Source organism: Salinivibrio sp. ML323, assembly GCF_001995745.1.
Taxonomy (GTDB): Bacteria; Pseudomonadota; Gammaproteobacteria; order Enterobacterales; family Vibrionaceae; genus Salinivibrio; species Salinivibrio kushneri.
Genome location: NZ_MUES01000016.1, coordinates 27,784 through 50,193 on the forward strand (window position 1 = coordinate 27,784; position 22,410 = coordinate 50,193).

21 protein-coding genes are annotated in these 22,410 nt (G+C 49.0%); 12 read left to right on the forward strand and 9 right to left on the reverse strand.

Translation table 11 applies throughout. The features are described 5' to 3' along the window. Nucleotides 1–269: 269 nt before the first annotated feature. The 3 genes from BZG13_RS10335 (at nucleotide 270) to BZG13_RS10345 (ending at nucleotide 3,433) form a co-directional block, all read left to right on the forward strand. Nucleotides 270–1,829 (forward strand): hypothetical protein, encoded by a 1,560-nt coding sequence (locus BZG13_RS10335; RefSeq protein WP_077458875.1) that lies wholly within the window; start codon nucleotides 270–272, stop codon nucleotides 1,827–1,829. A 130-nt stretch (nucleotides 1,830–1,959) separates the two neighbouring features. Then, nucleotides 1,960–2,961 (forward strand): response regulator, encoded by a 1,002-nt coding sequence (locus BZG13_RS10340; RefSeq protein WP_077486558.1) that lies wholly within the window; start codon nucleotides 1,960–1,962, stop codon nucleotides 2,959–2,961. A gap of 4 nt (nucleotides 2,962–2,965) precedes the next feature. Continuing rightward, nucleotides 2,966–3,433 (forward strand): PAS domain-containing protein, encoded by a 468-nt coding sequence (locus BZG13_RS10345; RefSeq protein WP_069362946.1) that lies wholly within the window; start codon nucleotides 2,966–2,968, stop codon nucleotides 3,431–3,433. A gap of 28 nt (nucleotides 3,434–3,461) precedes the next feature. Here the strand turns inward: BZG13_RS10345 and BZG13_RS10350 are convergent, their stop codons facing one another. Continuing rightward, entirely contained in the window at nucleotides 3,462–5,012 is a 1,551-nt protein-coding gene (locus BZG13_RS10350; RefSeq protein ID WP_158074884.1) for a sensor domain-containing diguanylate cyclase, read from the reverse strand. Between the two features lie 158 nt (nucleotides 5,013–5,170). Further along, nucleotides 5,171–5,974: a M48 family metallopeptidase gene (locus BZG13_RS10355; protein WP_241824797.1), complete on the reverse strand. Its 804-nt coding sequence runs from the start codon at nucleotides 5,972–5,974 to the stop codon at nucleotides 5,171–5,173. A gap of 190 nt (nucleotides 5,975–6,164) precedes the next feature. On the opposite strand from BZG13_RS10355, the gene BZG13_RS10360 reads away from it, so the two are divergent. Together BZG13_RS10360 and BZG13_RS10365 are read left to right on the forward strand one after the other, a co-directional pair. Further along, nucleotides 6,165–6,617, forward strand: a complete 453-nt coding sequence (locus BZG13_RS10360; protein WP_077486580.1) for a hotdog fold thioesterase — start codon at nucleotides 6,165–6,167, stop codon at nucleotides 6,615–6,617. Next, on the forward strand, nucleotides 6,617–6,841 hold the full coding sequence (locus BZG13_RS10365) for a DUF3389 family protein (RefSeq protein WP_069362948.1): 225 nt from the start codon (nucleotides 6,617–6,619) through the stop codon (nucleotides 6,839–6,841). The genes BZG13_RS10360 and BZG13_RS10365 overlap by 1 nt, the downstream gene beginning before the upstream one ends. A gap of 70 nt (nucleotides 6,842–6,911) precedes the next feature. Here the strand turns inward: BZG13_RS10365 and BZG13_RS10370 are convergent, their stop codons facing one another. From BZG13_RS10370 to BZG13_RS10380, 4 genes are all read right to left on the reverse strand, one after another. Further along, complete coding sequence (locus BZG13_RS10370) at nucleotides 6,912–7,739, reverse strand: DUF2797 domain-containing protein (protein WP_077486562.1); 828 nt, start codon at nucleotides 7,737–7,739, stop codon at nucleotides 6,912–6,914. Nucleotides 7,740–7,839: 100 nt separating this feature from the next. Next, nucleotides 7,840–8,157, reverse strand: a complete 318-nt coding sequence (locus BZG13_RS10375) for a hypothetical protein (RefSeq protein WP_077486563.1) — start codon at nucleotides 8,155–8,157, stop codon at nucleotides 7,840–7,842. A gap of 92 nt (nucleotides 8,158–8,249) precedes the next feature. Next, entirely contained in the window at nucleotides 8,250–8,393 is a 144-nt protein-coding gene (locus tag BZG13_RS15295) for a hypothetical protein (protein ID WP_155522534.1), read from the reverse strand. A gap of 114 nt (nucleotides 8,394–8,507) precedes the next feature. Then, nucleotides 8,508–9,359: an endonuclease/exonuclease/phosphatase family protein gene (locus tag BZG13_RS10380; RefSeq protein WP_158074885.1), complete on the reverse strand. Its 852-nt coding sequence runs from the start codon at nucleotides 9,357–9,359 to the stop codon at nucleotides 8,508–8,510. A gap of 351 nt (nucleotides 9,360–9,710) precedes the next feature. Between BZG13_RS10380 and nrdD the strand changes: the two genes are divergently transcribed. The 4 genes from nrdD (at nucleotide 9,711) to BZG13_RS10400 (ending at nucleotide 15,779) form a co-directional block, all read left to right on the forward strand. Further along, nucleotides 9,711–11,852, forward strand: a complete 2,142-nt coding sequence (gene nrdD, locus BZG13_RS10385) for an anaerobic ribonucleoside-triphosphate reductase (RefSeq protein WP_077486565.1) — start codon at nucleotides 9,711–9,713, stop codon at nucleotides 11,850–11,852. Between the two features lie 9 nt (nucleotides 11,853–11,861). Next, nucleotides 11,862–12,344 carry an anaerobic ribonucleoside-triphosphate reductase-activating protein gene (nrdG, locus tag BZG13_RS10390; RefSeq protein WP_077486566.1) on the forward strand — a complete coding sequence of 161 codons (483 nt, stop codon included), beginning with the start codon at nucleotides 11,862–11,864 and terminating at the stop codon, nucleotides 12,342–12,344. Nucleotides 12,345–12,433: 89 nt separating this feature from the next. Continuing rightward, nucleotides 12,434–13,618, forward strand: a complete 1,185-nt coding sequence (locus tag BZG13_RS10395) for an amino acid aminotransferase (protein WP_077486567.1) — start codon at nucleotides 12,434–12,436, stop codon at nucleotides 13,616–13,618. 169 nt (nucleotides 13,619–13,787) lie between these two features. After that, nucleotides 13,788–15,779 carry a methyl-accepting chemotaxis protein gene (locus tag BZG13_RS10400; protein ID WP_077486568.1) on the forward strand — a complete coding sequence of 664 codons (1,992 nt, stop codon included), beginning with the start codon at nucleotides 13,788–13,790 and terminating at the stop codon, nucleotides 15,777–15,779. Between the two features lie 110 nt (nucleotides 15,780–15,889). Here BZG13_RS10400 and BZG13_RS10405 read toward each other — a convergent pair whose 3' ends face one another. From BZG13_RS10405 to ylqF, 3 genes are all read right to left on the reverse strand, one after another. After that, nucleotides 15,890–16,165 carry a type II toxin-antitoxin system RelE/ParE family toxin gene (locus BZG13_RS10405; protein ID WP_077486569.1) on the reverse strand — a complete coding sequence of 92 codons (276 nt, stop codon included), beginning with the start codon at nucleotides 16,163–16,165 and terminating at the stop codon, nucleotides 15,890–15,892. Next, nucleotides 16,165–16,425 (reverse strand): CopG family ribbon-helix-helix protein, encoded by a 261-nt coding sequence (locus BZG13_RS10410; RefSeq protein WP_077486570.1) that lies wholly within the window; start codon nucleotides 16,423–16,425, stop codon nucleotides 16,165–16,167. The genes BZG13_RS10405 and BZG13_RS10410 overlap by 1 nt, the downstream gene beginning before the upstream one ends. Before the next feature lie 84 nt (nucleotides 16,426–16,509). Continuing rightward, on the reverse strand, nucleotides 16,510–17,454 hold the full coding sequence (gene ylqF, locus BZG13_RS10415; protein WP_077486581.1) for a ribosome biogenesis GTPase YlqF: 945 nt from the start codon (nucleotides 17,452–17,454) through the stop codon (nucleotides 16,510–16,512). A 317-nt stretch (nucleotides 17,455–17,771) separates the two neighbouring features. On the opposite strand from ylqF, the gene BZG13_RS10420 reads away from it, so the two are divergent. From BZG13_RS10420 to BZG13_RS10430, 3 genes are read left to right on the forward strand one after another with little or no spacing between them, the layout of a single operon-like run. Then, nucleotides 17,772–19,049: a hypothetical protein gene (locus BZG13_RS10420; RefSeq protein ID WP_077486571.1), complete on the forward strand. Its 1,278-nt coding sequence runs from the start codon at nucleotides 17,772–17,774 to the stop codon at nucleotides 19,047–19,049. Further along, nucleotides 19,039–19,614, forward strand: coding sequence for a condensin complex protein MksE (locus BZG13_RS10425; protein WP_077486572.1), 576 nt, complete (start codon nucleotides 19,039–19,041; stop codon nucleotides 19,612–19,614). The genes BZG13_RS10420 and BZG13_RS10425 overlap by 11 nt, the downstream gene beginning before the upstream one ends. Then, the gene (locus BZG13_RS10430; RefSeq protein ID WP_077486573.1) at nucleotides 19,608–22,400 is read left to right on the forward strand and encodes a hypothetical protein; all 2,793 of its coding nucleotides are present in this window, start codon (nucleotides 19,608–19,610) and stop codon (nucleotides 22,398–22,400) included. Before BZG13_RS10425 ends, BZG13_RS10430 begins: the two co-directional genes overlap by 7 nt. Nucleotides 22,401–22,410: the final 10 nt, after the last annotated feature.

A 22,410-nucleotide genomic window follows, 5' to 3' on the forward strand; every position in this document is an offset into this window, starting at 1 on the left:
TACACTTGTACGCTAGAATAGATGCGTGCGATCGCTTGGTCAAGCATCCACCGTCGCCTTTGTGGGCAAAAGTGTTTCAGGGTTTGTCCCGGCTTGCCAAGTCAATGGAAGCGCTCTACTTTTTAACATCACCCAAAGGGGTCATGTCTTTAATGGCCGAAATGGCCGACGCTTCGAACGGTATAGTTTTCCGCGCTGATGTCGATACCATAATAGATGCCTGAGCACGTATTGATATCTGTGAACGATTAACACAAGGTTAGGAAACGATGATGTCCTATCCGGCTATTCCGCATTTTGTCAAAGCGATGGGCCACCGCGTGGTGAGCTACATCCTGAATGTGACAGAAGCGGAAGGCCGCTTAATTTTGATGCAAAAACTGGGCTTGAGCCGGATTCAGCGCGACACACTCAATCAATATATTGAGCTTTGTCGCCACTTACGTGTGTCTGCGGTGGAGCAAGGAGAAAGTGAACAATCCTTCTTCTATCGGTTGCCGCACGTGATGCAAAATGGCCGCCACGTCTTTAATGTCTGGCGCGCGCAGCAAGGTGGTGAGCTGGCGACGCGAATCAATAGTTCAGACCCTTTAACCAGTGCGTTTTGCCAACTGGCGGGCGAACTTTATCCTTTATTTTTGATTAAAGCGGGACAGCGGCCGCACCTTTTTTACCGAGGGGCTGGTTATCTCACCGCGGCGATTGAGCAGTTTCCGGTCAGTAAGCAGGTTCAAAAACGTATGGCCGCTGACCCTGCTCTGTCTCGCTTATTCACAACGTCGGGGAAAGAGCCGCAGCAAACCTGCGGCGACTACAAAGATGCCAGTGGCCACCGCGGCGTGGTTAGTTTGGCCAGTTTACCCGTGTCGATTCTGGTTAATAGCTATGACTTGATGCGCATTCGCGGGGTTGTTAGCCCTGATACGTTCGTGGAAACCGTGCAAGAAATGCTGGAGATGGCACGTAGCTTAGCTGATGGCGAAGTTGCTCATATTCCGATGTTTGTGGGCTTTCGCAATGCGGCACTCACCAATTTGGCTGAATTGGATACGAAATGGGGCAGTGTGCGCCGCTATACCCCTGGGATTGCGGAATATGTTCTACAGGCGGCGCGTCTAATGGCCAAACGTCGCGATAACGGGTTCATGCTCGAGTCGGGTTATGCGTTTGCGATTAACTTTGGTGATTTTTTAGAGGACGATGATTGGCCAGAAGAGGTACTCGATGCCGAGACGGAACAACAAACCACTGAGCTGAATATTGTTTTGTGTATGGCGCTTTGCTATCTCGGGGAGCATAAGGCTTTTGTTGCTCCCGAATGGGTGTGGCGTATCGATCCTTTCTCGCTTGATAATCGGCGCCAAGACTTTGGTTCGGTAGCAGAAACGGACGACCCGGTGGCGATCAGTGAGACAGACTTAGTTGATATTGAGCGCTGGAGTATGCTGGTGGATGACACCGACTCGCGTGGTATTCGCTTGGCTATGTCTCGTCTTTATAATGCGGCGAAAAAGCCAGATACACAGGACGCATTGGTGGATGTGATTATTGCGCTGAGAAATATTTTTGCCGCGAGTGAAGATATCACCCCGATAAAAAAGGCCTTGAGCCATATCCTTGCGCCAGAGAGAGACATTACTATGGTCGATAGGTTTGCCGAGGATTGGCAAGCGTTAATCACGGGTGAATTTGACGACTCGCCTGAGATCATCAGCGAAAAAGTGTACCAATGCGTTCAGCTTTGTTTGACATGTTTGCATTATTTTTACTTGCATGCCCCTAACCTGATCAGTCGCTCAGATCGCCTTACTCATTTATGCCAAAGATAAAAGTAGCCTCCTGATATCAAAAGAATCATCGCATTTTGACTGGTTTGCCCTCATTCCTCGCTATCTTGGTTTATGCTTACAGTGTTAACCCAGCCACACTCTCAGCAAAGAAGTCGGAAAGGAGAGGCTTTTGACCACACAAATACTGATCACTGACGATTCTGCGCTTGCGCGCAAGCAGCTAGCGCGAACACTCCCCGATCACTTGAACGCCGATGTACATTTTGCCGAAAATGGTAACGTGGCGTTGGACGTTTTAAGTAGTCAGCCGATCGACATCATGTTTCTTGATTTGACGATGCCGGAACTTGATGGATTCCAAACGCTCGAAGCAATGCAAGAAGCCGGGATGACGGTGCCTGTCGTGGTGGTCTCAGGCGACATTCAGCCGCTTGCTCAGCAGCAAGTGCTGGAGCGGGGCGCGAAAGACTTTGTTAAAAAGCCCATCAGTCGTGAGCGCGTCGCAGCATTAATCAAAGCGTATTTATCCACTGCCTCTGCGTCAGAGACCAAGCGTTCACATGCGCCAACAGAAAAACTCAGTCGCCGAGATATTTACATGGAAGTGGTGAATATCGCCATGGGGCAGGCAGCAGATAAACTTGCCCGACATTGTGGGGTGTTCGTCCACGTGCCGCTGCCACAGGTGAACGTGTTTGAAGTGACTGAGCTGACCATGACGATCCGGCACTTGGCACAATCAAATACTATGAACGGTGTGTGTCAGGGCTTTAGTGGGGAAGGGATCGCTGGCGAAGCCCTGATGCTGATCAGTGATTCCAGTATTACCGAGATGGTGAAATTGCTGGACTATCCCGAGGATGGGTCGGTCGACAACGAGCTCGAATTGCTGGTAGATATTAGCAATATTCTGATTAGTGCTTTTTTAAAGGGCTTAGGCGATCAAGGCGCACTCGAATTTTCGCAAAGCTATCCGGCGCTCTTGGGTCAGCACGCTGAAGTGGATCAGTTGATAGCGGCGATGAAAGGGTCTTGGAAACGCACAGTAACCATTGAGGTGAGCTATCAGATAGACGGAACAGATATAAAATGCGATTTGTTACTATTGCTACTGGATGAGTCTTTGCCGCTGCTCGATGCGAAGTTGGCCTACCTAATGGATGAGGAGTAATGTGATGAGCACAGAAGATTTTGACCAATTCCATTGGATGCTCGACATGGTACAGCACATCGACATGGGATTGATTGTGTTAGACAGAGACTTCCACATCCAAATGTGGAACGGCTTTATGGTCCACCATAGCGGTAAACACGCCAAAGACGTGCAAAATCGCTCGTTATTCGAGGTGTTTCCGGAAATTAATGAGCCTTGGTTTCGAGCCAAGTCGCAACCCGTGTTCGATCTCCGTTGTCGCAGTTTTATTGTCTGGCAGCAACGCCCGTATTTGTTCCGTTGTCGTCATGTTCGCCCGATCACCGGTCAGCTCCCCTTTATGTATCAAAACGTCACCATGCACCCAATGGCGAATACACGGGGTGAGGTCAATCACATGTTTATCTCCATCCAGGATGTGACCAATGAGGCGTTGGCGAGCCAAACGCCGCGTGCCACAGCACCATCACAACAAGCCGCGCAAAAATAAGCATCTCAAAATAGCCAACCGTGAGTGTCTAGAGTGATTGTTTCCCGCGGTTGTTGCTCGTGGTTGCATGATTATCAGGGTCACAGACGGCATAAGTGCCGCCTTTTAGCGATTTCTTCGCATAATACATGGCGGCGTCGGAGCAGTTAAGAAGTTGCTCAACCGACTCGCCGTGTTCCGGGTAGCACGCTATACCAATACTGGCTGATAGATGCGCCTGTTGCTGCTCATCCACCTTGAACGGCTGATTGAGGCAGGCGATGATTTTCTTGGCGACGCGAGCGGCATCTTTTGAATGGCTGGTGTACTCTAAAATCACCGCGAACTCGTCGCCGCCCAGGCGAGCGAGGGTGTCCGAATGACGGATACTTTGTCCCATCCGTTCGGTGGTTTCAATGAGCACACTGTCACCGGCATCATGGCCATGGGTATCGTTTATTTTCTTAAAGCCATCGAGATCGATAAACAGTAGGGCAAAATGTGCGCCCTGTTGGCGTGCTTGCGCCAGCACAATATCCGCGCGCTGCTTAAACGCAACGCGGTTGAGGGCACCTGTCAGGGTGTCGGTATGCGCCATATGCTCAAACTGCAGATAAAGACGCTTGGTTTCGTTGATATCTTGGTGCGTGCCCGCCATGCGAATCGGGTTGTGGTCGCGATCCCACTCCATGATTTTGCCTTTTGCCAAAATCCAGACCCAAAAACCCTCTTTATGTAGCATACGAAATTCGCACTCATAAAAAGGGTTAGTGTCGCTGAAGGCGGCATCAAGCTCGTTAGACGCGCGCGCGAAGTCGTCGCTATGACAAAGCTTTTCCCAGGTTTCAAAGGATGCGGGCATTAGCTCGTGCTGTTGATAACCCAAAATTTTTGCCCAGCGCTCGTTGATGACCAGTTCTCCGCTAGGGATATGCCACTCCCACGTGCCCACATGGGTGCCGCGGATTATTTCATCTAAGCGTTTACGCTCCAATTGCCGCTCATACTCGGTGCGTCGTGATTTAGTGAGCACAAACCACATTGTCGCAAGCCCTGCGCCGAGTACAACGATAATCAAGGATGTAAAAATCAGTTGGTCATTTTTTTGCTTGGCAATTTGCTCGGTCTGTTGTGCCACCATTTGCTCGAGTCGATTTTGATAGTGCCACAATGACTCTTGGGTGGCACGATAATCGCTGATATCGGTGATAATTGAAAAAAGGGTTGGTTCATCGTGGTAGACAATAGGTATCGACGACACCCTCACTGTTTTGGTTGTGCCGTCCGATAGCGTATGACTAAAAATGAAATAGTTTCGATCCTCTAATGCCGCCAGCTTACGTTCTTCAGCGACCGCTTCGGGGGACAGCGCATTAATGCTGGCGATATTCATTTGGCTCAGCGTCTGCTGTGAATACCCGTAAAACTCGCTGGCGGCTGGATTAGCCGCTTTTATCTTACCCGTATCAGGATCAAGGAGCAGCATGACTAATGCATGCTTCTCAAACAGCTGCTCAAAAAGATCGTTTGTCTCTTGTGCCGTTGCGAAGGCAAACGGCACCTGCAACATCAAAAAAAACAAGATGAAAAGCGGCTTCATCACGCGTATCGTCACTCGTCCTCTAATAAAACTTAATCGTAACATATAGGTTAATTTTTTGTGTGACGACGACGGGCTGTTCTCACGCTATGACGCGCAGCCCGCGTTTGTATGCAGGCTTTGTGATGATGTTCACTTTGTTAAGGAAATGTTTGTTTTTATTGCGTTGATGGCGGTCGCTGACAGTTTGCAGTTAAGCGATGAGGGATATTGGGCAATTGGCTGACGCCCGTTTGTAACGCGTTAATACGGGTATCAGGTGATGGGTGAGTTGAGAGCAACTCCGGAGTTGCGCCCTTGGATGCTTTTGCCATATTTTGCCACAGGGCAACGCTCGCACTTGAATCGAACCCTGCTTGGTGCATTAATTGCAGGCCAATTTTATCTGACTCTGATTCTTGAGCGCGGTTATAGGGCAGCAAAATACCGACTTGCACGCCAAGCCCTAAACCTGCCATTGCCATGGCGGCGTGAGGGCTATCTGATAGAGACATACCAGTAACCGTTAGCCCCAGTGCGGCAAGTTGAGAGCGAGAAAGACGTTCATTACTGTGGTCGGCTAAAACATGACCAATTTCATGACCGATCACCGCGGCTAATTGATCCGAGGTTTGTGCCACATCGAGCAGTCCGGTGTAAACGCCGATTTTGCCGCCGGGAAGGGCAAAGGCGTTAACTTGATCGCTGTCGAATACCACTACTTCCCATTCCGAGAAGTTGGTTTGCGGTGGTACGACTTTTAAGATGGCGTTGGTGACGCATTGCACGTAGGCGTTGATGGCTTGGTCGTCACTGATAGGTTGCGACTTTTTCATCTCCTCAAACGAGCGTTGTCCGAGGTTCGCCATGTCATCACCGGAAAAGAGCAACAGCTGGTTTCGTCCTGTTGGTGAGTGAGAGCAAGATGAAAGCACGACCATCAGGCATAGCGATAACATGACGGTTTTGGCAGTGCGTAGCATGGTCATTTCCTGTATCGTTTTGCGCCACAGTCGCAGTGATTATTAGCAAAGCTATCAGAGTGCTAATGTACTGGCTTCTTGGCTTAACGTCTACTGATGCGCGCAGGCTGCGTTGGGCGCAGCTTGGTAGTCCGCGTTTCGCGCAGCGTTTTCGTTTCCATCGGGATAAACAGCAATGGGTGAAAGTATTGTGAGTATTTGGAAAAAAGACATGTCGTTAGCGGGGTTAAATGCCTCTTCAGCCAATACATTGGTCGCGCATTTGGGTATTGAATACACTGCATTTGACGATAACAGCTTAACGGGCACCATGCCGGTGGCCCCGCACACGCATCAGCCGCTGGGTATGCTCCATGGCGGGGCGTCTGTCGTGCTCGCGGAAACATTGGGCTCCTTGGCGGCGAACATGTGTGTGCCGGAAGGAAAGTACTGCGTCGGGTTGGATATCAATGCGAATCATCTGCGTGCGATGCGAGAAGGCACGGTGACTGGCGTAGCAACCCCTGTGCATCTCGGCGCAACCACGCAGGTGTGGAATATCACCATCCAGGATGAACGAGGCCGAGATGTGTGCGTGAGCCGGCTTACGATGGCGGTGCTTAGCGATAAACGCGCCGATAAGCCTTTGGAGGAACGCGCCTAATGGTGGTTGATATCGAGCAAGGTAAGTTGATCGTGACCGCCCATGAGGTGGTGATCAAATTGCCCGCAATGAAATTGAGCATGCAGGTGCAATCCGACTCGCTACAGATTATCGCCGACGCCAATGTGCTGGTGGCCGATGCCGGTGATGTCCGTTGGTCACTGCCGTTAAGCGCACAACATATTGCGTTAATTTCAGATATGACGGGCATCCAACCTCAGTAGTCGCCTCACCAACACCGTGCCAGTGGTCACGACCACTGGCACGGTTTGTTTGATGCTAATTGATGCGCCGTTAGCTGAGCGAGGCGGTCACTTCGTAGCTGGTAAACTTGCGCACGTTGATCACGCCCGTATCAAATATCAGATACTGACCTTTAATGCCTTGCAACACTCCACCTACTTCCGGATTTTTATCAAAATTGTGTGAGTTTATCTTGGAAGGGTGTTCAGTGACAGGGTAACTAAAGCTTAGGGCATCCAGCTCGGCGGGCAGCACGGCATCGCTACCATATTGCAGGCGAATATCAGCGAGATCTGACTCAATGGCTTGGGTCAGACGCGTTGCTTCGGCATGGAGATCAAGCTGAGCATTATCGCCTTTTAAAAGAGCACGCCAATTGGTTTTATCCGCCACATGTTGCGCAAGCGCGACTTCAACTAGCCCGGAAATCTGGCGTGTTTTCACCCGAAATAGAGGGAGCGCTTGCGTGGCACCTTGATCATGCCAACGTGTGGGCATTTGGTTGGCGCGGGTAATACCCACCTTCAATCCCGAGGTGTTGGCAAGATAGACAATATGATCGGTCATACAAAATTGCTCGCCCCACTCGGGCTCGCGACAGGTACCTTGTGCATAGTGACAGGTTTCCGGTTTCATAATACACATGTCGCAGCGGGCGAGTTTTTTCATGCAGGGGTAGCAGTGGCCTTGCGAATAGCTTTTCTTGGTTTTTCGCCCACAGGCATCGCAAAAGATATTGCCAGTGTGGGTCAGGGTTAGTGTTTGTCCAAGGAGAGGGTTGAGATGCAGCTCTTCGTCACCGACACGCAGAAAGTACTGTACCTCTGCGCCGGCTTCTGTGCGCATCTTATCTAAGGTTCCAATCACGACATTGCTCATTCTAGTTTTATTAAGAGCGGCAAGTGTAGCAAATGGCAGAGAGCGGAGTAAGGCAGAGAGGAAAACAGGCAAGCGACAACCTGCCTGTCTCGAAAACGGATTAGCCGAGGCGAGCTTCTAGGCTTTTTTGCGTGTCTGTGGTGTGCTCACGATAAAGCGTCACCGAGACCACTAAGAGATCTTTCTTGGTATCTTCGCTAACCTGATCGATCACGAAATAATCCGCTTCTTCTTTTTCCACCCCGCGTTCGGCCAGGCGTAAGACATCTTCTTGAATATTGCCTTGTATCTCTACGTTGGCCGTTTCCTCAAAGTCGCCAAAATCGAGTGTGGATTTGGCGATAAGTTCAGGTGCGGCAGAGGCGTGGAATGATAAAAAAGAAAGAAAAAAGAGCGCGATAGGAAGACGTTTTTTCATAGTGCATCAGGCATGTGGGTGAATGTACTAACAACCTACTACGGCGCGAGAGTGTGGTTGTCAGCGTGATGTTAGAAACGCAACATCGATGCCTATCGTGTGGCGTCCTCGATGTCGTCGCTAAATACGTCGTTGTCACTGCGCGCATCTTGGCCGTGAAGCACGCCAATATCACCGAGATAATCGGCTAATAAATCGTCATCGGTCGGGATGACTTGATGTTGTAAGCTATCCATTTTTTCTCCTTGGGTGACTTCAACAGTCCATATGAAGGGAGGCTAACGACCCTTTATGTCATCACCATGACAATGCGCTAGCCTCTCGCAATCTTTTCGGGAGGTCAATCGCTTTTAGCGCTCATTGGCTTTAAACGYTGCCACCACCGGGCAGTGATCGCTAAGTCGATAGTTCATCACCTTGTGATAGGCAAAATGATGCTGAAAGCTGTATTGCCACCGAGAAGCCAGTGATTCAGACACCAAAATATGATCGACCAAACGGCTATACATCACTTGATTCCACGTTTGGGTGCGCCAGTTGTAGCGTCTCGCTTTGCACCGTGCACGCACGCTTTGGGTGACATTAACAATATCGGGTGGGGCGGAGGTATTTTCAAGGAGGGCTTGGCGAAATTGTTGCCAATAGGGATCCTGTTTATCACTGATATAGCGATTGAAGTCGCCAGCAATGAGAATGTTTTTATCTCTATGTTCAAGCACCCAATCGGCTAACACACTGAATTGCTTGCGCAGTTTCTCGCAGCTCCGTGAGGCTTGGGTTTGTTTGAAACACCCAGATTTCAGGTGTATTGAGAGGATATGTATTGGCTCTTGATTAGGCGGCGTAACCACTAAATAGGTGCCATACCGCAGCGATGGGACGCCAAAAAAACCCGGCAGCGCGATTTGACGCAGATCGTTAGGATCCTCCACCTTCCAACCTTTGCGCACGGCAATTCCGGTGAGCTGCTGGCTTTGGGAGCGTGCTTTAAGTTCTGCATAGCGGTCGGAAAAATAGACAGTATAATCCTCCGCGGGAACGACACGTGCCAGCGCCTCAGGACTATCAACCTCCTGAAAAGCCAACACATCGGGAGCGAGTTGAACAAAGATCGACGACAGCTGTTGATAGTCATCTTGATGACGGATGCCTGCCCGCTGATCGTCCTTTAAGGTCAGCCACTCAAAATTCCATGTTGCCACTGTCAGCCCATAGCTAGGGGCTGAAAATATTCCGACAAGGACGAGCAGGCCTAAAACTCGAAGTACGATGGTGGATACCTCATTATTACGCGTTTCTCTGTGATCCTACTGGAAATGTTGGGCATGCACTGGCGCATTGTAGCACTTTGCGGAGAACCTTTGATTTTAACTGATAACTATCATAACGAAGATCAGTGAGATTGCGGCACAGATAGGCATTTAGTTCGCCTGACGAAGGTTATTCGAGACTTCGATGATCTGTGTCAACACAATGAATCCCCTAATTGCTATCTAATGCCACATCTTGTGTTTTTATTTTATTTTATATCCTATATATGGTGTGGAGGGCATATGCCAGCGGTAATTAAACGCGATGGAACGCGCGTCCCATTTGATGCAGTTCGAATCGTCCAGGCGGTGACTTGTGCACGCGAGTCAGCGCAGTCGATGCGTGATGCTGAGCAATGTCAACTGAGAGACGATGAGATCCGACGGTTAGCCGATACGATTGCGACACAGTTTGCTGGCGATGCCGAAGTGGATATCGATCATATTCAATATGCCGTTGAAGATGTGCTGATGGCTGGGCCGCACAAAGCGGTGGCGCGCGCCTATATTGAGTACCGTCATGATAGAGATATCGCCCGTGAGCGCCGTGGCCGTTTGAATCATGAAGTACAAGGGCTGGTAGGCCAAACTAACACTGAATTGCTGCACGAAAACGCCAACAAAGACAGTAAAGTGATCCCGACGCAACGCGACTTGCTTGCGGGAATTGTGGCCAAACACTACGCCAAACAACATATGCTGCCCAGTGCCGTAGTAAGAGCCCATGAGTCAGGTGAAATTCACTATCATGATTTGGACTATTCGCCTTTCTTCCCGATGTTCAACTGCATGCTCATTGACTTGGCTGGCATGCTGCAAAAAGGCTTTAAGATGGGCAATGCGGAAATTGCACCGCCCAAATCCATCGCCACCGCCACCGCGGTGACCGCCCAAATCATCGCGCAAGTCGCCAGCCATATATACGGTGGCACCACCATTAACCGCATTGATGAAGTGCTGGCACCCTATGTGGAAGCCAGTTATCAAAAGCACTTACTGGTCGCGCGTGAGTGGGCAATTAAGGAGCCTGAAGCGTACGCACGTGCGCGCGCCGACAAAGAGTGTTTTGATGCCTTTCAATCGTTGGAGTATGAGGTTAACACCTTACATACCGCCAATGGACAGACTCCCTTTGTGACGTTTGGCTTGGGGCTCGGTGAATCCTGGGCGGCGCGTGCGGTGCAACGTGCGATTTTAGCCAATCGCATTGCGGGTCTGGGGGAAAATCGCAAAACAGCGGTATTCCCGAAACTCGTGTTCTGTATCCGAGAGGGCTTAAACCGTCGAGCCGATGATCCCAATTACGATATCAAGCAATTGGCGCTCGAGTGTGCGTCTAAGCGCATGTATCCCGATATTCTTAACTATGACCAAGTGGTATCCGTCACCGGATCCTTTAAAACCCCAATGGGGTGTCGCAGCTTTTTAAGTGCTTATGAACAAGACGGTGCACTGGTGCATGAAGGCCGAAACAATTTAGGGGTTGTGAGTGTCAACCTGCCGCGTTTGGCCATTGAAGCGGAAGGAGATGAGGAAGAGTTCTATGCCCGCCTTGATGCGACACTAAACCTTGCGCGCCAAGCACTCGATACCCGGATTGCTCGCTTTAAAGGCGTGAAAGCGCGGGTGGCACCGATTTTATATATGGAAGGTGCATGTGGTATCCGTTTGAACCCAGACGATGATGTCAGCGAGATTTTTAAACACGGACGTGCGTCCATTTCGCTCGGTTACATTGGCCTGCACGAGACCATCAATGCGCTGTACGGTAGCGCGCCGCACATCTACGACAGCGTGGTGAAACAAAAGAAAGCCAAGGCGATTGTGGCTTATCTTCACGATGCCACTGAGCGTTGGAAAGCCGAAACAGGCTATGGGTTTAGTTTGTACAGCACCCCAAGTGAAAACTTGTGCAGTCGTTTTTGTCAGCTCGATACCCAGGCGTTTGGCGTGATTGAGGGCGTGACAGATAAAGGCTATTACACCAACAGTTTCCATTTGGATGTGGAAAAGCAGGTGACGCCTTACGATAAAATCGATTTTGAGATGGATTACCCACGCTTAGCCAATGGCGGCTTTATTTGCTACGGGGAATACCCCAACATTCAACACAACTTAGAAGCGTTAGAGAACGTTTGGGACTACAGCTACGATCGCGTGCCTTATTATGGGACCAACACGCCGATTGATGAGTGCTACGAGTGCGGGTTTACCGGTGAATTTGATTGTACGAGCAAAGGCTTTACCTGTCCTGCGTGTGGCAATCACGATCCGGCACGTGTGTCAGTGACACGACGTGTGTGCGGCTATTTAGGCAGCCCTGATACGCGACCTTTTAATCCGGGCAAACAACAAGAAGTGATTCGCCGTGTGAAACACATGTAGGGGGAAGACGTGAATTATCACCAATACCTTCCGGTTGATGTGGTTAACGGGCCTGGCACACGTTGTACCTTGTTTGTGTCGGGGTGCGAACATCAATGTCGTGGTTGTTACAACAAAGCCACCTGGCCGCTGAACAGCGGCCATCCTTTCACTGACCTGATGCAAGAGCAGATTGTTCAAGACTTACTCGATTCACGGATCCCGCGCCGAGGATTATCATTAAGTGGCGGTGATCCGCTTCATCCTGCCAATATCGACAGTGTAAAAGAATTGTTACAAGAGGTGGTCAGCCGCGCACCGAGCAAAGACATTTGGCTGTGGACAGGCTATACATTGGCAGAATTGTCATCAAAACAGCGAGATGTTGTCGATCTGGTTGATGTATTAGTTGACGGCAAGTTTATCCAAGATGAGGCGGATCCTCATTTGGTGTGGCGGGGAAGTGCCAATCAATGCGTACACTTTCTGTCCGAGCGAGCCCGAAAAGGGTAAGAGAATCATGGTTAAGAGGTTGCCAATTTCCCCGCATGGGGTAGGGTATAGCGTATCTTGAGCATCCAAGCTTAAAAGGACGTAATACTATGTTAGATCTGCTCTCGCCTGCTCAGCAGGATCCGATTCTCTCCTTATCATTGGCGTATCGTGACGATCCGCGCGAGCATAAAATGGACTTGGGCATTGGCGTTTATCGTGACAGTCACGGTCAAACGCCGATCATGCAAGCGGTTAAAGCGGCGCAACAATCACTGGCACAAAGCCAACAAACCAAAGCCTATGTTGGGCTGGCAGGTAATGAAAATTTCAACCAAGCCATGGTTGATCTTCTGCTCAAAGGGACAGATGCCTATGATCGCTGCGCTGCGGTACAAACACCAGGCGCAAGTGGTGCGCTGCGTATGCTGGCCGATTTGATGAACTTGGCTAAGCCGGTGACCACGGTATGGCTGACTGATCCTAGCTATGTGAATCACAAACCTGTCATGGAAGCGGCGGGCCTGACGGTAAAATTCTATCCCTATTTTAATCGCGACACCAAAATGGTGGATACCGATGCCATGCTTAACGCCTTGTCACAGGCCGGTGCGGACGATGTGGTCTTGCTACACGGTTGCTGCCATAACCCCACGGGGGCTGATATCAGCTTGAAAGAATGGGAAGCGATTACCGAGCTTGCAAACCGTAATGGCTTTACACCGTTTGTGGATATTGCCTACCAGGGCTTTGGCGATGGAGTAGAGGAAGATGCGCGTGGTTTGCGTACTCTCGCCGATAACGTTGAGGAAATGTTGATTGCCACCTCGTGCTCTAAGAGCTTTGGCTTGTATCGTGAGCGCACCGGCGCGGCGATTGTGGTGGGTAAATCTGCCCAAGAAGCGCAGAATGCGAAAGGGCGCATCATGCAACTGGCGCGCAGCACCTATACCATGCCACCGGATCACGGTGCCGCAATTGTCGAAACCATTTTGACGGATGATGCGCTTACGCAGCAATGGCGCAATGAAATTAAAGCCATGAACACCCGCATTAATGCCTTACGAGAAGGCCTGACGTCAGCCCTTCGCGATCGCACCGGTGACGGTTATTTTGATTTTATCCAACACCATCGTGGTATGTTTTCCGTACTTGGTTTGACTGGTGAGCAGATCCATCAGTTGCGCGACAAACACGGCGTGTATGCAGTCGGTGATAGCCGGATTAATGTTGCCGGCCTAGCAGAACGTCACATTGATAGGCTGGCCGATGCGCTGGTGGATGTTACTCGTTAGGTCATTGGTCAGGTAGAAGTATTCTCATAGGCTCGTCATACTTTGGTAAGACGGGCTTTTTTTATAACTGTGCACACATAATGTGATGTTCCCCCATGCTTTTTTTACAACATTAGAGTTTGGTGTCTTATACTCGTGTCCCGAAGCTGGAGACAAATAGGGAATGTTCATGCAGACTACTCGATCACCGTTTGCCACCATACAAGGCCGATACAGTATCGGATTGATCGTATTTATACTGATTGCGACGATCCTGACGATATTTAGCATTCAGACATGGATTGCTCCAACGCTAAAAAAAGAGGGAGAAGAAAGGCTTAAGCTGAGCCTGAWTGAAGTTGGGCGTGATATTACCTTTGCACTGCGTGAGGTCAAAGCGCAGCAACGGGCTATTACGCAACTAATCCCAACGTTAACCAGCGCCCAAATCGATACCCAGTTACCGCACCTGATTGATCAGTACGGCAACCCTTTGGTATTCGGGGGCGGTATATGGCCGCTGCCTAACAAACGTCTCGCAGGCGTTGAGCGCGCCTCCACCTTTTATCATCGTGATGAAAGTGGGCAACTGGTTGAGAATACCTACTGGAATAGTGACGAGGCCCCGAATTATTACACCCAACCTTGGCACCGTGCGGGCCAAAATGCCCCTCAGGGAGAATGTGTTTGGGCCAATGCGTACAAAGATGGAGCGAGTGCGCAGCCTCGTACTAACTGCGCCATGGGAATTTATCAACAAGGTGACTTATACGGTGTGGCCACCATTGATGTCACGCTTGGCTTTTTTAATCAATTGGTCGCCGAGAAGCAAAAGGCATTAGATGCCAAGATTGCTATTGTGGAATCTGATGGAAAGATCCTTAGCCAAAGCCGCGGGGGCTTCACGCGTGATGATGTACTTAAATCGGTGTCAGGTTTTAACACGCCTTTTGCCAAAGCCATTGAGACGGCCTTGAATCAACAAACGCAACGTGTGACTTTTCAAGGTAAAAGCCAAGAGCAAACCTTATTGTTGTCGCCAGTCCCTGGTACGCCCTGGACGCTCGTCGTTGCTAAACCAACCTCGGCACTCACGGCGCTGAGCGATAAAATGCTTACTACCCTTGCTTGGATCCAGTTACCCTTGATTGGCCTATTGCTCGTGATCATGCTCATTGCCTTTAAGCGACTTCATAGCCGCTTTGAGACGTTTAAGCACAACGTGGATAGTTTATCTTCAGGCGATGCGGATCTCACACTACGCTTGCCAATTAAAGGGAATGATGAGCTTGATAATATTTCTCACTCAGTGAATGATTTCATCGCGTACTTGCAAGATTTAGTACAGAAAGTGATGAGCGCAAATCAAACCTGCTCCAACTATGTTGAGCAAATTGCTCATGACGCAAGCCAAACACTATCGACGTTAGAGGCTCATTTGCGAGAAACCGAAGGCGTGGCTACCGCGATTAATCAGCTGAGTGCCTCTGCCTCTGATGTGGCGGAAAACGTTAATCAAAGCCATGATGTCACGCGTCAGATGCAATCAGAAGCCCAGCAAGCGCGTGAAGAGACGCAGGCATCGACACGCAGTGTCTTAGCCCTCGTCGATAACGTGGAAACCAGTGAGCAAAAAGTCGCGCAAATGCGAGAGCATACTAAAGCAATTGAATCCATTCTCGGCGTGATTGGTGATATTGCAGAACAGACTAACTTACTGGCCTTGAATGCGGCGATTGAAGCGGCTCGGGCGGGTGAGCAAGGGCGTGGTTTTGCGGTCGTTGCGGATGAGGTAAGAAACCTCGCCTCGCGGACACAACAGAGCACGGGTGAAGTTGATAAGATGTTGGCACAGGTCAGTGAGGCCGTGACACAGGCTAGTCAATCCATGCAAAATACTCGAGAGCAGTGCGTCTCATCCTCAGAGCGGAGCCAACAGGTTGAACAGCGGATCGACACCATGACCCAATCGGTGACGCAGGTTGACGAACTCAGTACGCAAATCGCCACGGCGGCCACCGAGCAAAGCCAAGTCACCGAGGATATCAGCCAAACCATGACGTCTATCCGTGATATCGTTGCCAAACTGCATCAACACGGACAAACCACCGAGCAACGAGCACATGATTTACAAGCGGCAAATACGGCGCTGCAACAATTAGTGGGGCAATTTAAAGTCTAGCTGCATCCTTGCCAAAGGGGCCGAATACCCCTTTGGCATGAGACTGGTTGTCATGTCACTGGCTGTATTAACGCTTGTWTTTGAGGTAACGCTTACGACGGGCCTCTTTTTTAGCGTTTCTCTCGAGTATGCCAGATACGAAGCACATACATAGTATATTCTTGTATTTCATATCGCATCTCATAGCTGCCAACCAAGAGCCTGCGAACTTCCCTGGGCTCAAAAGCATCAAGTCGCTCCCCCAGTCTTGGCTGATCTGACAATATGTTAGGCGCACTGGTCAATGAACGAATTATCTTTGCCGCAGCAGTGGCATCTGCGGGCGCAAGGAAGTCATAAAGTCGGTTTAAATCGGAAAGGGCTTTACTGGTCCACTTTATTTCCATTACCCTGGTAGGTCCTTAGGAGACTCACTCCCTAAGCTTTCCGCCCAGGCCTGAACAGACTGATGATCAGTAACCCGATCATTGTCAACATCAGCCAACGCATCCAGTGTCAGTTTGTGACGCTCTTCTTCCATGACGACCCAATCCGTCAGAGCCTGTTTCACAACCCAAGCTTTAGAGCGCTCTAGACGTTGCGCTAATTCGTCAACTTTATCAGCTAGCTGTAAAGGTACATGTGCAGTGACAACCTTAGTATTCATGATGTACTCCTAATCACTGTGATTCAAAGTTAATCATAGTCAATCTTGTTGTACTTCACAATACGCGCCCCGTGTTGTTCGAAGTTAACGCTTATTTTTGAGGTAACGCTTACGACGAGCCTCTTTTTTAGCGGCTTTTTCTTCCTCTCGACGGGCGTTGTCTTCTTCAACCTGCACCAGCTCGGTTTCAATCATATCCGGTTTTTCTAAAGTGAGGCCACCTAGCGCACCGGTGCGTAAATCATGCAACAGCACTTCTGAGGCTTTGTGCAAGTCAACCCGCCCTCCCGCGCGCAGACAACCGCGCTTGGCACCAATCGCTTCCATCAACTCAATGTCTGTGTCGGGTAATACATCAAGCTGATAGCGTTCTTGTAGCCGCTCGGGGTAGGCACTCGCCAAGTACTCCACGGTATAAAAAGCCACTTCGTCGTAGTCCATTGCTGTATCTTTCACAGCGCCGGTTGCTGCGAGACGAAAACCGCTATGTGGATTCTCAACCTTTGGCCATAAAATTCCCGGTGTATCAGAGAGCACCACGCCGTTTTGCAAGTTAATCCGTTGCTGCTGGCGCGTCACGGCGGGCTGGTTGCCTGTTTTTGCAATCACTCGGCCGGCAAGGCTGTTAATGATGGTGGACTTGCCTACGTTAGGGATCCCCATGATCATTGAGCGAATATTTTTACCCATGGCTTCGCGATGAGGGGCCAGTGCGCGGCACCGCTCCATGATTCGATTGACTTCACTTTGCTGCTGCGTGGTGATCGCCATTGCTGAAACGCCTTGCTCTTGCTCCAAGTGGGCCATCCAAAAATCTGTCATGGCCGGATCGGCAAGATCGCGTTTGTTCAGTACTTTGATCACTGGCTTGTCGCCACGTAGTGCGCGGATCAGAGGGTTTTCGCTACTAAAGGGGATGCGTGCGTCGAGCACTTCGATGATCACATCGATCTTAGGGACGACTTCTTCGATTTCTTTGCGAGCCTTGTGCATATGGCCCGGAAACCACTGGATCTTGTTGTTAACCATGTTTGTACAACCTTGCTGATGCGAATGCGCCAACGTCATACAAGTCAGTGGCGCGACAATGGCGCGCATCATACCACTTAACGGTATCGATGAGAAAAGCTGGGGTGTTCTGGATTATCGATGACAACGCGCGGTATCGAAATAGCCACTCTCACCTAATAGACTACGTGCGCAATTTAGATCCTAGTCTAGTTATTCGACATGTTTATGCGTTTAGTGTTTACCTACTGCTATTRAGCAGACATCATAAAAATAGTTAAACCTCCAGATAGTCTCGGCGGAATGAAAGTCGACAAGTCGTTGAATAAGGGAGTGAAATGGTCGCACCTAAAAGTCTCATTTTTCAGTTACATCAACATTGGGAGGTTGTTGAGCAGCTAACGCGGCTTTCGCGAGAGTTTCCAGCGTTTGAGCTGAGAGTACTTGAGCAGGTGATTAATCAATTCAAAAATAAGCAAACAGACAGTAATACTGTACTCACTAGCCTTGTTAATGCAGATATATTGCAACCTATTAACCGAAGTAGTGACTATCAGCTAAATACATTAGTCGTGGATTTTGTGAGAGGCTTGACGCAAGAGCATGAGCTTGGCTTATCAGCGGTACTTAGAGCGCGAGTCGACGCGATTAGAGACGCCACCAGCCAGGTTTTAGAAGGGCTAGATGGGTCGGACAATGATTTGCTGCGTGCCGGCGCGAACAGACTCTCAGAGCTTGTCAGAAAGATCACCCAACAGCTAATTCAAGACAAACAAGCAATTTTTGAAATAGCAGAATTAGCGAAATCAGCGGATACCAGTATGCCAATAGAACGTCGTTACCGTGAAGTCCTAGAAGTGTACGATCAATACGTTGAGCCGATGAACGAAATGATGGACAGCGGCCTTGGTGGTAGCTTCTACCCGTTATTAGAAAAAGCAGAAGAAGCACTGGATGATGCGGTCGATCGACTCTCGATACGTGGCGCTTTGTATCAACAAAGGCTGGCGATGCGCCAGATAGCTTATCAAGTGAAAGAGCTTCGTTATCAAGGACGCGTCATTGCTCAACAATGTGCTGATACTTTGCTGCCATTACGTGAGGAAGCAAGACAGCATAACCAGCTTTCAGCGGTGATTAGTAAGCAGCTCAGTCAAGTTCGTAAAAAGGGATTAGCGCGAGGGCTCAACGCCAAGGGGCTACCTTTGTGGACAAGTAGCCGTGTCACCAAAATTCAATTGGGCAATGAGGTGCGTGAATTAATGGCTGAATTCATGAATTTTGAGCCTATTGCTGTTGTTTTCCCTGATGAAGAAGATGGACCGATGAGTTCAACGGTCAGCTGGGTGGATGAAGCGCGGTTGAGAGAAAAGCTGAGCGATTCGTTGCCGATTGACAATCTTATGATATGGCTGAGGGAACACTATCCGCATTTACCGGACGCAGCGTTATTAAGACTTTACCATGAACTTGTGCAAGAGCCTCAATGGGAAAGCACGTTAGGGCCACACTCGAATACTACAGCGTTAAACACCGTCGCCGTTACTTATTACCCTCATAAAATCACGACATTAACTGATCCAACTCCTGCAAAGGGTATAGATCATGCAAAATAGTAAAATCGATTTAAATGAACTGGCACATTTGACCGAGTTATTTCACCTTTTTAGCTCTGGACGACACCTTAACCGCTCGGCGGATGCCGCGCTATGGCATGAGCTTGAATTGCAAGCAGAACAGTATCAGTATCTATTTGCAAACCTAGGTTTTGAGTTGCGCATTGATGGACGCGGCTTTGCTTGGTTTCATGATGAAGAAGGTAATCAGAACATCAATAAACAATCGCGTCATTTAGCGTTATTGCTAATGGTGCTATTTGATCATCAAGCGGATAGCGGTCGCTCCCTTGGCCAGTTTTACCAATGGACAATTGATAACACCTTACTCGATGACATTTACGGAAAGCATCAAGGACTTTTGGATGCAGAAGAGCTAGACCGAGATGCACTCGCAAAGATACTCGACAACGCTGTGCGAAAAGGTTTTGCCGTTCAAGAGAACAATCACTGGCGTTTGTTGCCGTCGGTATATCGCTACCTTGATCACTTCCAAGCAATTACAGAGCACGCATCTGAGAGTGATATAGCGGCTACGGCTTATGAGGAAGATGAATCATGTTAAGTTATGGCTTTCAACGTGTAGCGTTAATCGGCAGTGCGGGATACCAGCGCGCTGAACTTCCTCTCGATGATTCTGTGTCATTAATCGCACCCAATAACCATGGCAAAACAAGCCTTATCAATGCGCTTCAATTTCTGCTTATCATCGATCAGAGAAAAATGGATTTTGGCTCGCACACGCGAGATCAAACGCGTCGCTTTTACTTCCCAAATAATAGCGCCTACATCTTACTAGAAGTAATTCTACCGCAAACGGGCACAGTAGTGTTTGGGTGTGTCGGTAAAGGGGTGGGCCATGACTATGAGTACTTTGCCTACAAGGGAGAGTTGAATTTAGACGATTATCGTTTAGATGATGGTAATATCGTCAGCCAACCAAAGCTTGTCAGTCACTTAGCAAAAAAGAAATACAGCGTCTCTCGATATAACGAGAGGGACTTCCGTCACTTGATTTATGGCGGTGCAAAAAGTAAGAAGACGAGCGATATTGATTTTACCGTATTCAAGCTTGAGCACATTAGCGATGCCCGTTCCTTTCAGCAGGTACTCACCAAGACGCTGCGACTCGACAAACTAAATTCTAGTGATGTGAAAGAATATTTGTTAACGATATTTAGTCGAGAGTTACCCAACGCCAGCATTGATTTTAAGCAGGAATGGGAAAAAGCGTTTCAAGACATTAATCTAGAGCGCGAGCAGTACCTAGCCGCTTTCAATAATCGAGAGACGATTCAACAACTCGAGCAAAAGTTTGAGCGAACCTTATCTTTACGAGGAAAGATCACCGTATGCCAACCGAAAGTGGATGAGTTGCTAAAAGACTGGCATGGTCACGTTCAAACGACGAGGGAACGGCTAGTTAAGCAAAAGGCTAAGCTTGAACAAGCCTCGCGCGAACTTCGAGACTATGATATCGCTCTAGCTGGAGAACGCCAGGACTTAGCCAATAAACTGGCAGAGCTAGATCGTACGGAGCAGCATTATCAAGAGCTTAAAGCGCGTTTTGCCCTGATTCCGGATCAAGGATTCCTAGAGAGCCAGTTACGATCCGCCGAGAAAGAGTATGAAGCGCAGGCCACATTATGTGTTCAGTCCCAGCGCTCCTCTTCCGAGATGCTTCGAAAACAATTGCAAGAAAAAGAACAGCAGCGCCAGCGGCTGCAGTATCAACAGCGAACCCTAAATGACAATTTATACCTTCACCTTTCTAAGACGCTCAATACACAAGAGTTAGATAATCTAAACAAAGTGCTCAGCCAACAAGTTCTGCAACTGCCACCCTCACAGTACTCGCTTAATGCTGAGCAGTTGCGAAGCGTTTTTAATCGCGAGTCCTCACAGCAATGCTTGCTCCCCGGCTTAACATTGTCGCTTCATGAGCTATTGCCTCAGCATGTGCAAAAAACAGAGTCAGAGGTTTTGGAGGAAATTGGTAGCGTTAATGAGCAAATAAACGAGCTCAAAGAACTACTTCAAGCAAGTAGAGAGCAAGAGGCGGCTGAGAGGAAAAAGGCCGAATTAAATAGTGCCGTTAGGCAGTGTGAACAAGAGCTAAAAGAATTCCAACAGTTACAAGAGTTAACACACAATCAAGCACAGCGAATCGAGCAAAGACAGGCTGTTGAGAAACAGCGAGTAGCGATTAACGATGCGCTTAACAACTCAGGAAAAAAGCAAGCCGATCTTTCAAGGCAATTAAGTGAGGTAGCGGATAAGCTTAATAAGCTGGCTTCAGACGAGAGCAGTGTTGAAAAACTAAAAAAACAAAGAATAGATGACCAAGCGCTATTTAGCGTACTTTCTGACCAGCCACATTCGCCCTGGATAGCGGGGGATTATTGGTCTTTGGCGTCACTTCCGGATCGTCTTCAGGACTACATTGAAGATTGCAAAGCCCTTGATCAGCTATCAAAAGAATTGCGCCAAATGAAAAATGAATTGGGTCAAAAAGGGCTGACTAAGTTTCAGATGGCGCAAACACAAGATGAAGAATTAGAGGGTATTATTCAATTCAATCATTGTTTGGACGATGAGAAAAAAGCACTGGAAAGGCGGGCACGATCGGCCGTCGTCAACGTCACTGCCAGTTTAAGAGAGCTGCGCAGTGGTTTATATGCATTGCAAAGTAAGATGAAGGAATTCAACCGCCTGATCAGCCAAAGGCAGCTGTCAGATCTTAAAATTTTCAAAATTGAGCCAGTCGAACAAAGTCTGCTTGTTGATGCGATGAATGTGCTGATCCAACAAGCAGAGCAAACTGAAAGTGGTCAAAGTTTTGAGCTATTTGATCAGGGCAGTATCCTCGATGATGCTGATTTAGAGCGCGCGAAGAGCCTGCTGATTGATGAGGGCAATGCTCGCCAAGGTTTAAGAGTGGCAGACTTATTCCGGCTTGAATTTGTCGTTGCCAAGCACGGCCAGCAGCAAGAGTCATTTGAAGAAATTGATAGTGCCGCCTCTAACGGAACCGTATTGATGGCGAAGCTTGTGACGGGCTTGGCGATGTTGTACCTCATGCAAGATAAACGCCACCAAATGAAAGCAGTCTGTTATTTGGATGAAGCGTCAGCTTTGGATACCCAGAACCAAACGAGCTTGATAGAGATTGCGGATCAATTCGGCTTTGCCTTGATATTTGCCTCACCAGCCCCCTTAACCACCGCGCGTTATTGTGTGCCAATTCACCAAGCCAATGGCAAAAATCATATTAGTCGTAATAGCTGGCAGATTTTCGAACCACTAGAGAGTCAAGAGCTGCCCCAATCATATGCAGAGCCATCGCTATGAGCCAGGCGTT

Bases quoted from the DNA above. Each gene is read 5' to 3' on its own strand.
- BZG13_RS10355 (WP_241824797.1), bottom strand. From the start codon at position 5,974: ATGCTACGCACTGCCAAAACCGTCATGTTATCGCTATGCCTGATGGTC.
- ylqF (WP_077486581.1), bottom strand. From the start codon at position 17,454: ATGGTTAACAACAAGATCCAGTGGTTTCCGGGCCATATGCACAAGGCT.
- BZG13_RS10345 (WP_069362946.1), top strand. From the start codon at position 2,966: ATGAGCACAGAAGATTTTGACCAATTCCATTGGATGCTCGACATGGTA.
- BZG13_RS10375 (WP_077486563.1), bottom strand. From the start codon at position 8,157: ATGAAAAAACGTCTTCCTATCGCGCTCTTTTTTCTTTCTTTTTTATCA.
- BZG13_RS10335 (WP_077458875.1), top strand. From the start codon at position 270: ATGATGTCCTATCCGGCTATTCCGCATTTTGTCAAAGCGATGGGCCAC.
- BZG13_RS10425 (WP_077486572.1), top strand. From the start codon at position 19,039: ATGCAAAATAGTAAAATCGATTTAAATGAACTGGCACATTTGACCGAG.
- BZG13_RS10395 (WP_077486567.1), top strand. From the start codon at position 12,434: ATGTTAGATCTGCTCTCGCCTGCTCAGCAGGATCCGATTCTCTCCTTA.
- BZG13_RS10370 (WP_077486562.1), bottom strand. From the start codon at position 7,739: ATGAGCAATGTCGTGATTGGAACCTTAGATAAGATGCGCACAGAAGCC.
- BZG13_RS10350 (WP_158074884.1), bottom strand. From the start codon at position 5,012: ATGAAGCCGCTTTTCATCTTGTTTTTTTTGATGTTGCAGGTGCCGTTT.
- BZG13_RS10410 (WP_077486570.1), bottom strand. From the start codon at position 16,425: ATGAATACTAAGGTTGTCACTGCACATGTACCTTTACAGCTAGCTGAT.
- BZG13_RS10420 (WP_077486571.1), top strand. From the start codon at position 17,772: ATGGTCGCACCTAAAAGTCTCATTTTTCAGTTACATCAACATTGGGAG.
- BZG13_RS10405 (WP_077486569.1), bottom strand. From the start codon at position 16,165: ATGGAAATAAAGTGGACCAGTAAAGCCCTTTCCGATTTAAACCGACTT.
- BZG13_RS10430 (WP_077486573.1), top strand. From the start codon at position 19,608: ATGTTAAGTTATGGCTTTCAACGTGTAGCGTTAATCGGCAGTGCGGGA.
- nrdD (WP_077486565.1), top strand. From the start codon at position 9,711: ATGCCAGCGGTAATTAAACGCGATGGAACGCGCGTCCCATTTGATGCA.
- BZG13_RS10365 (WP_069362948.1), top strand. From the start codon at position 6,617: ATGGTGGTTGATATCGAGCAAGGTAAGTTGATCGTGACCGCCCATGAG.
- BZG13_RS15295 (WP_155522534.1), bottom strand. From the start codon at position 8,393: ATGGATAGCTTACAACATCAAGTCATCCCGACCGATGACGATTTATTA.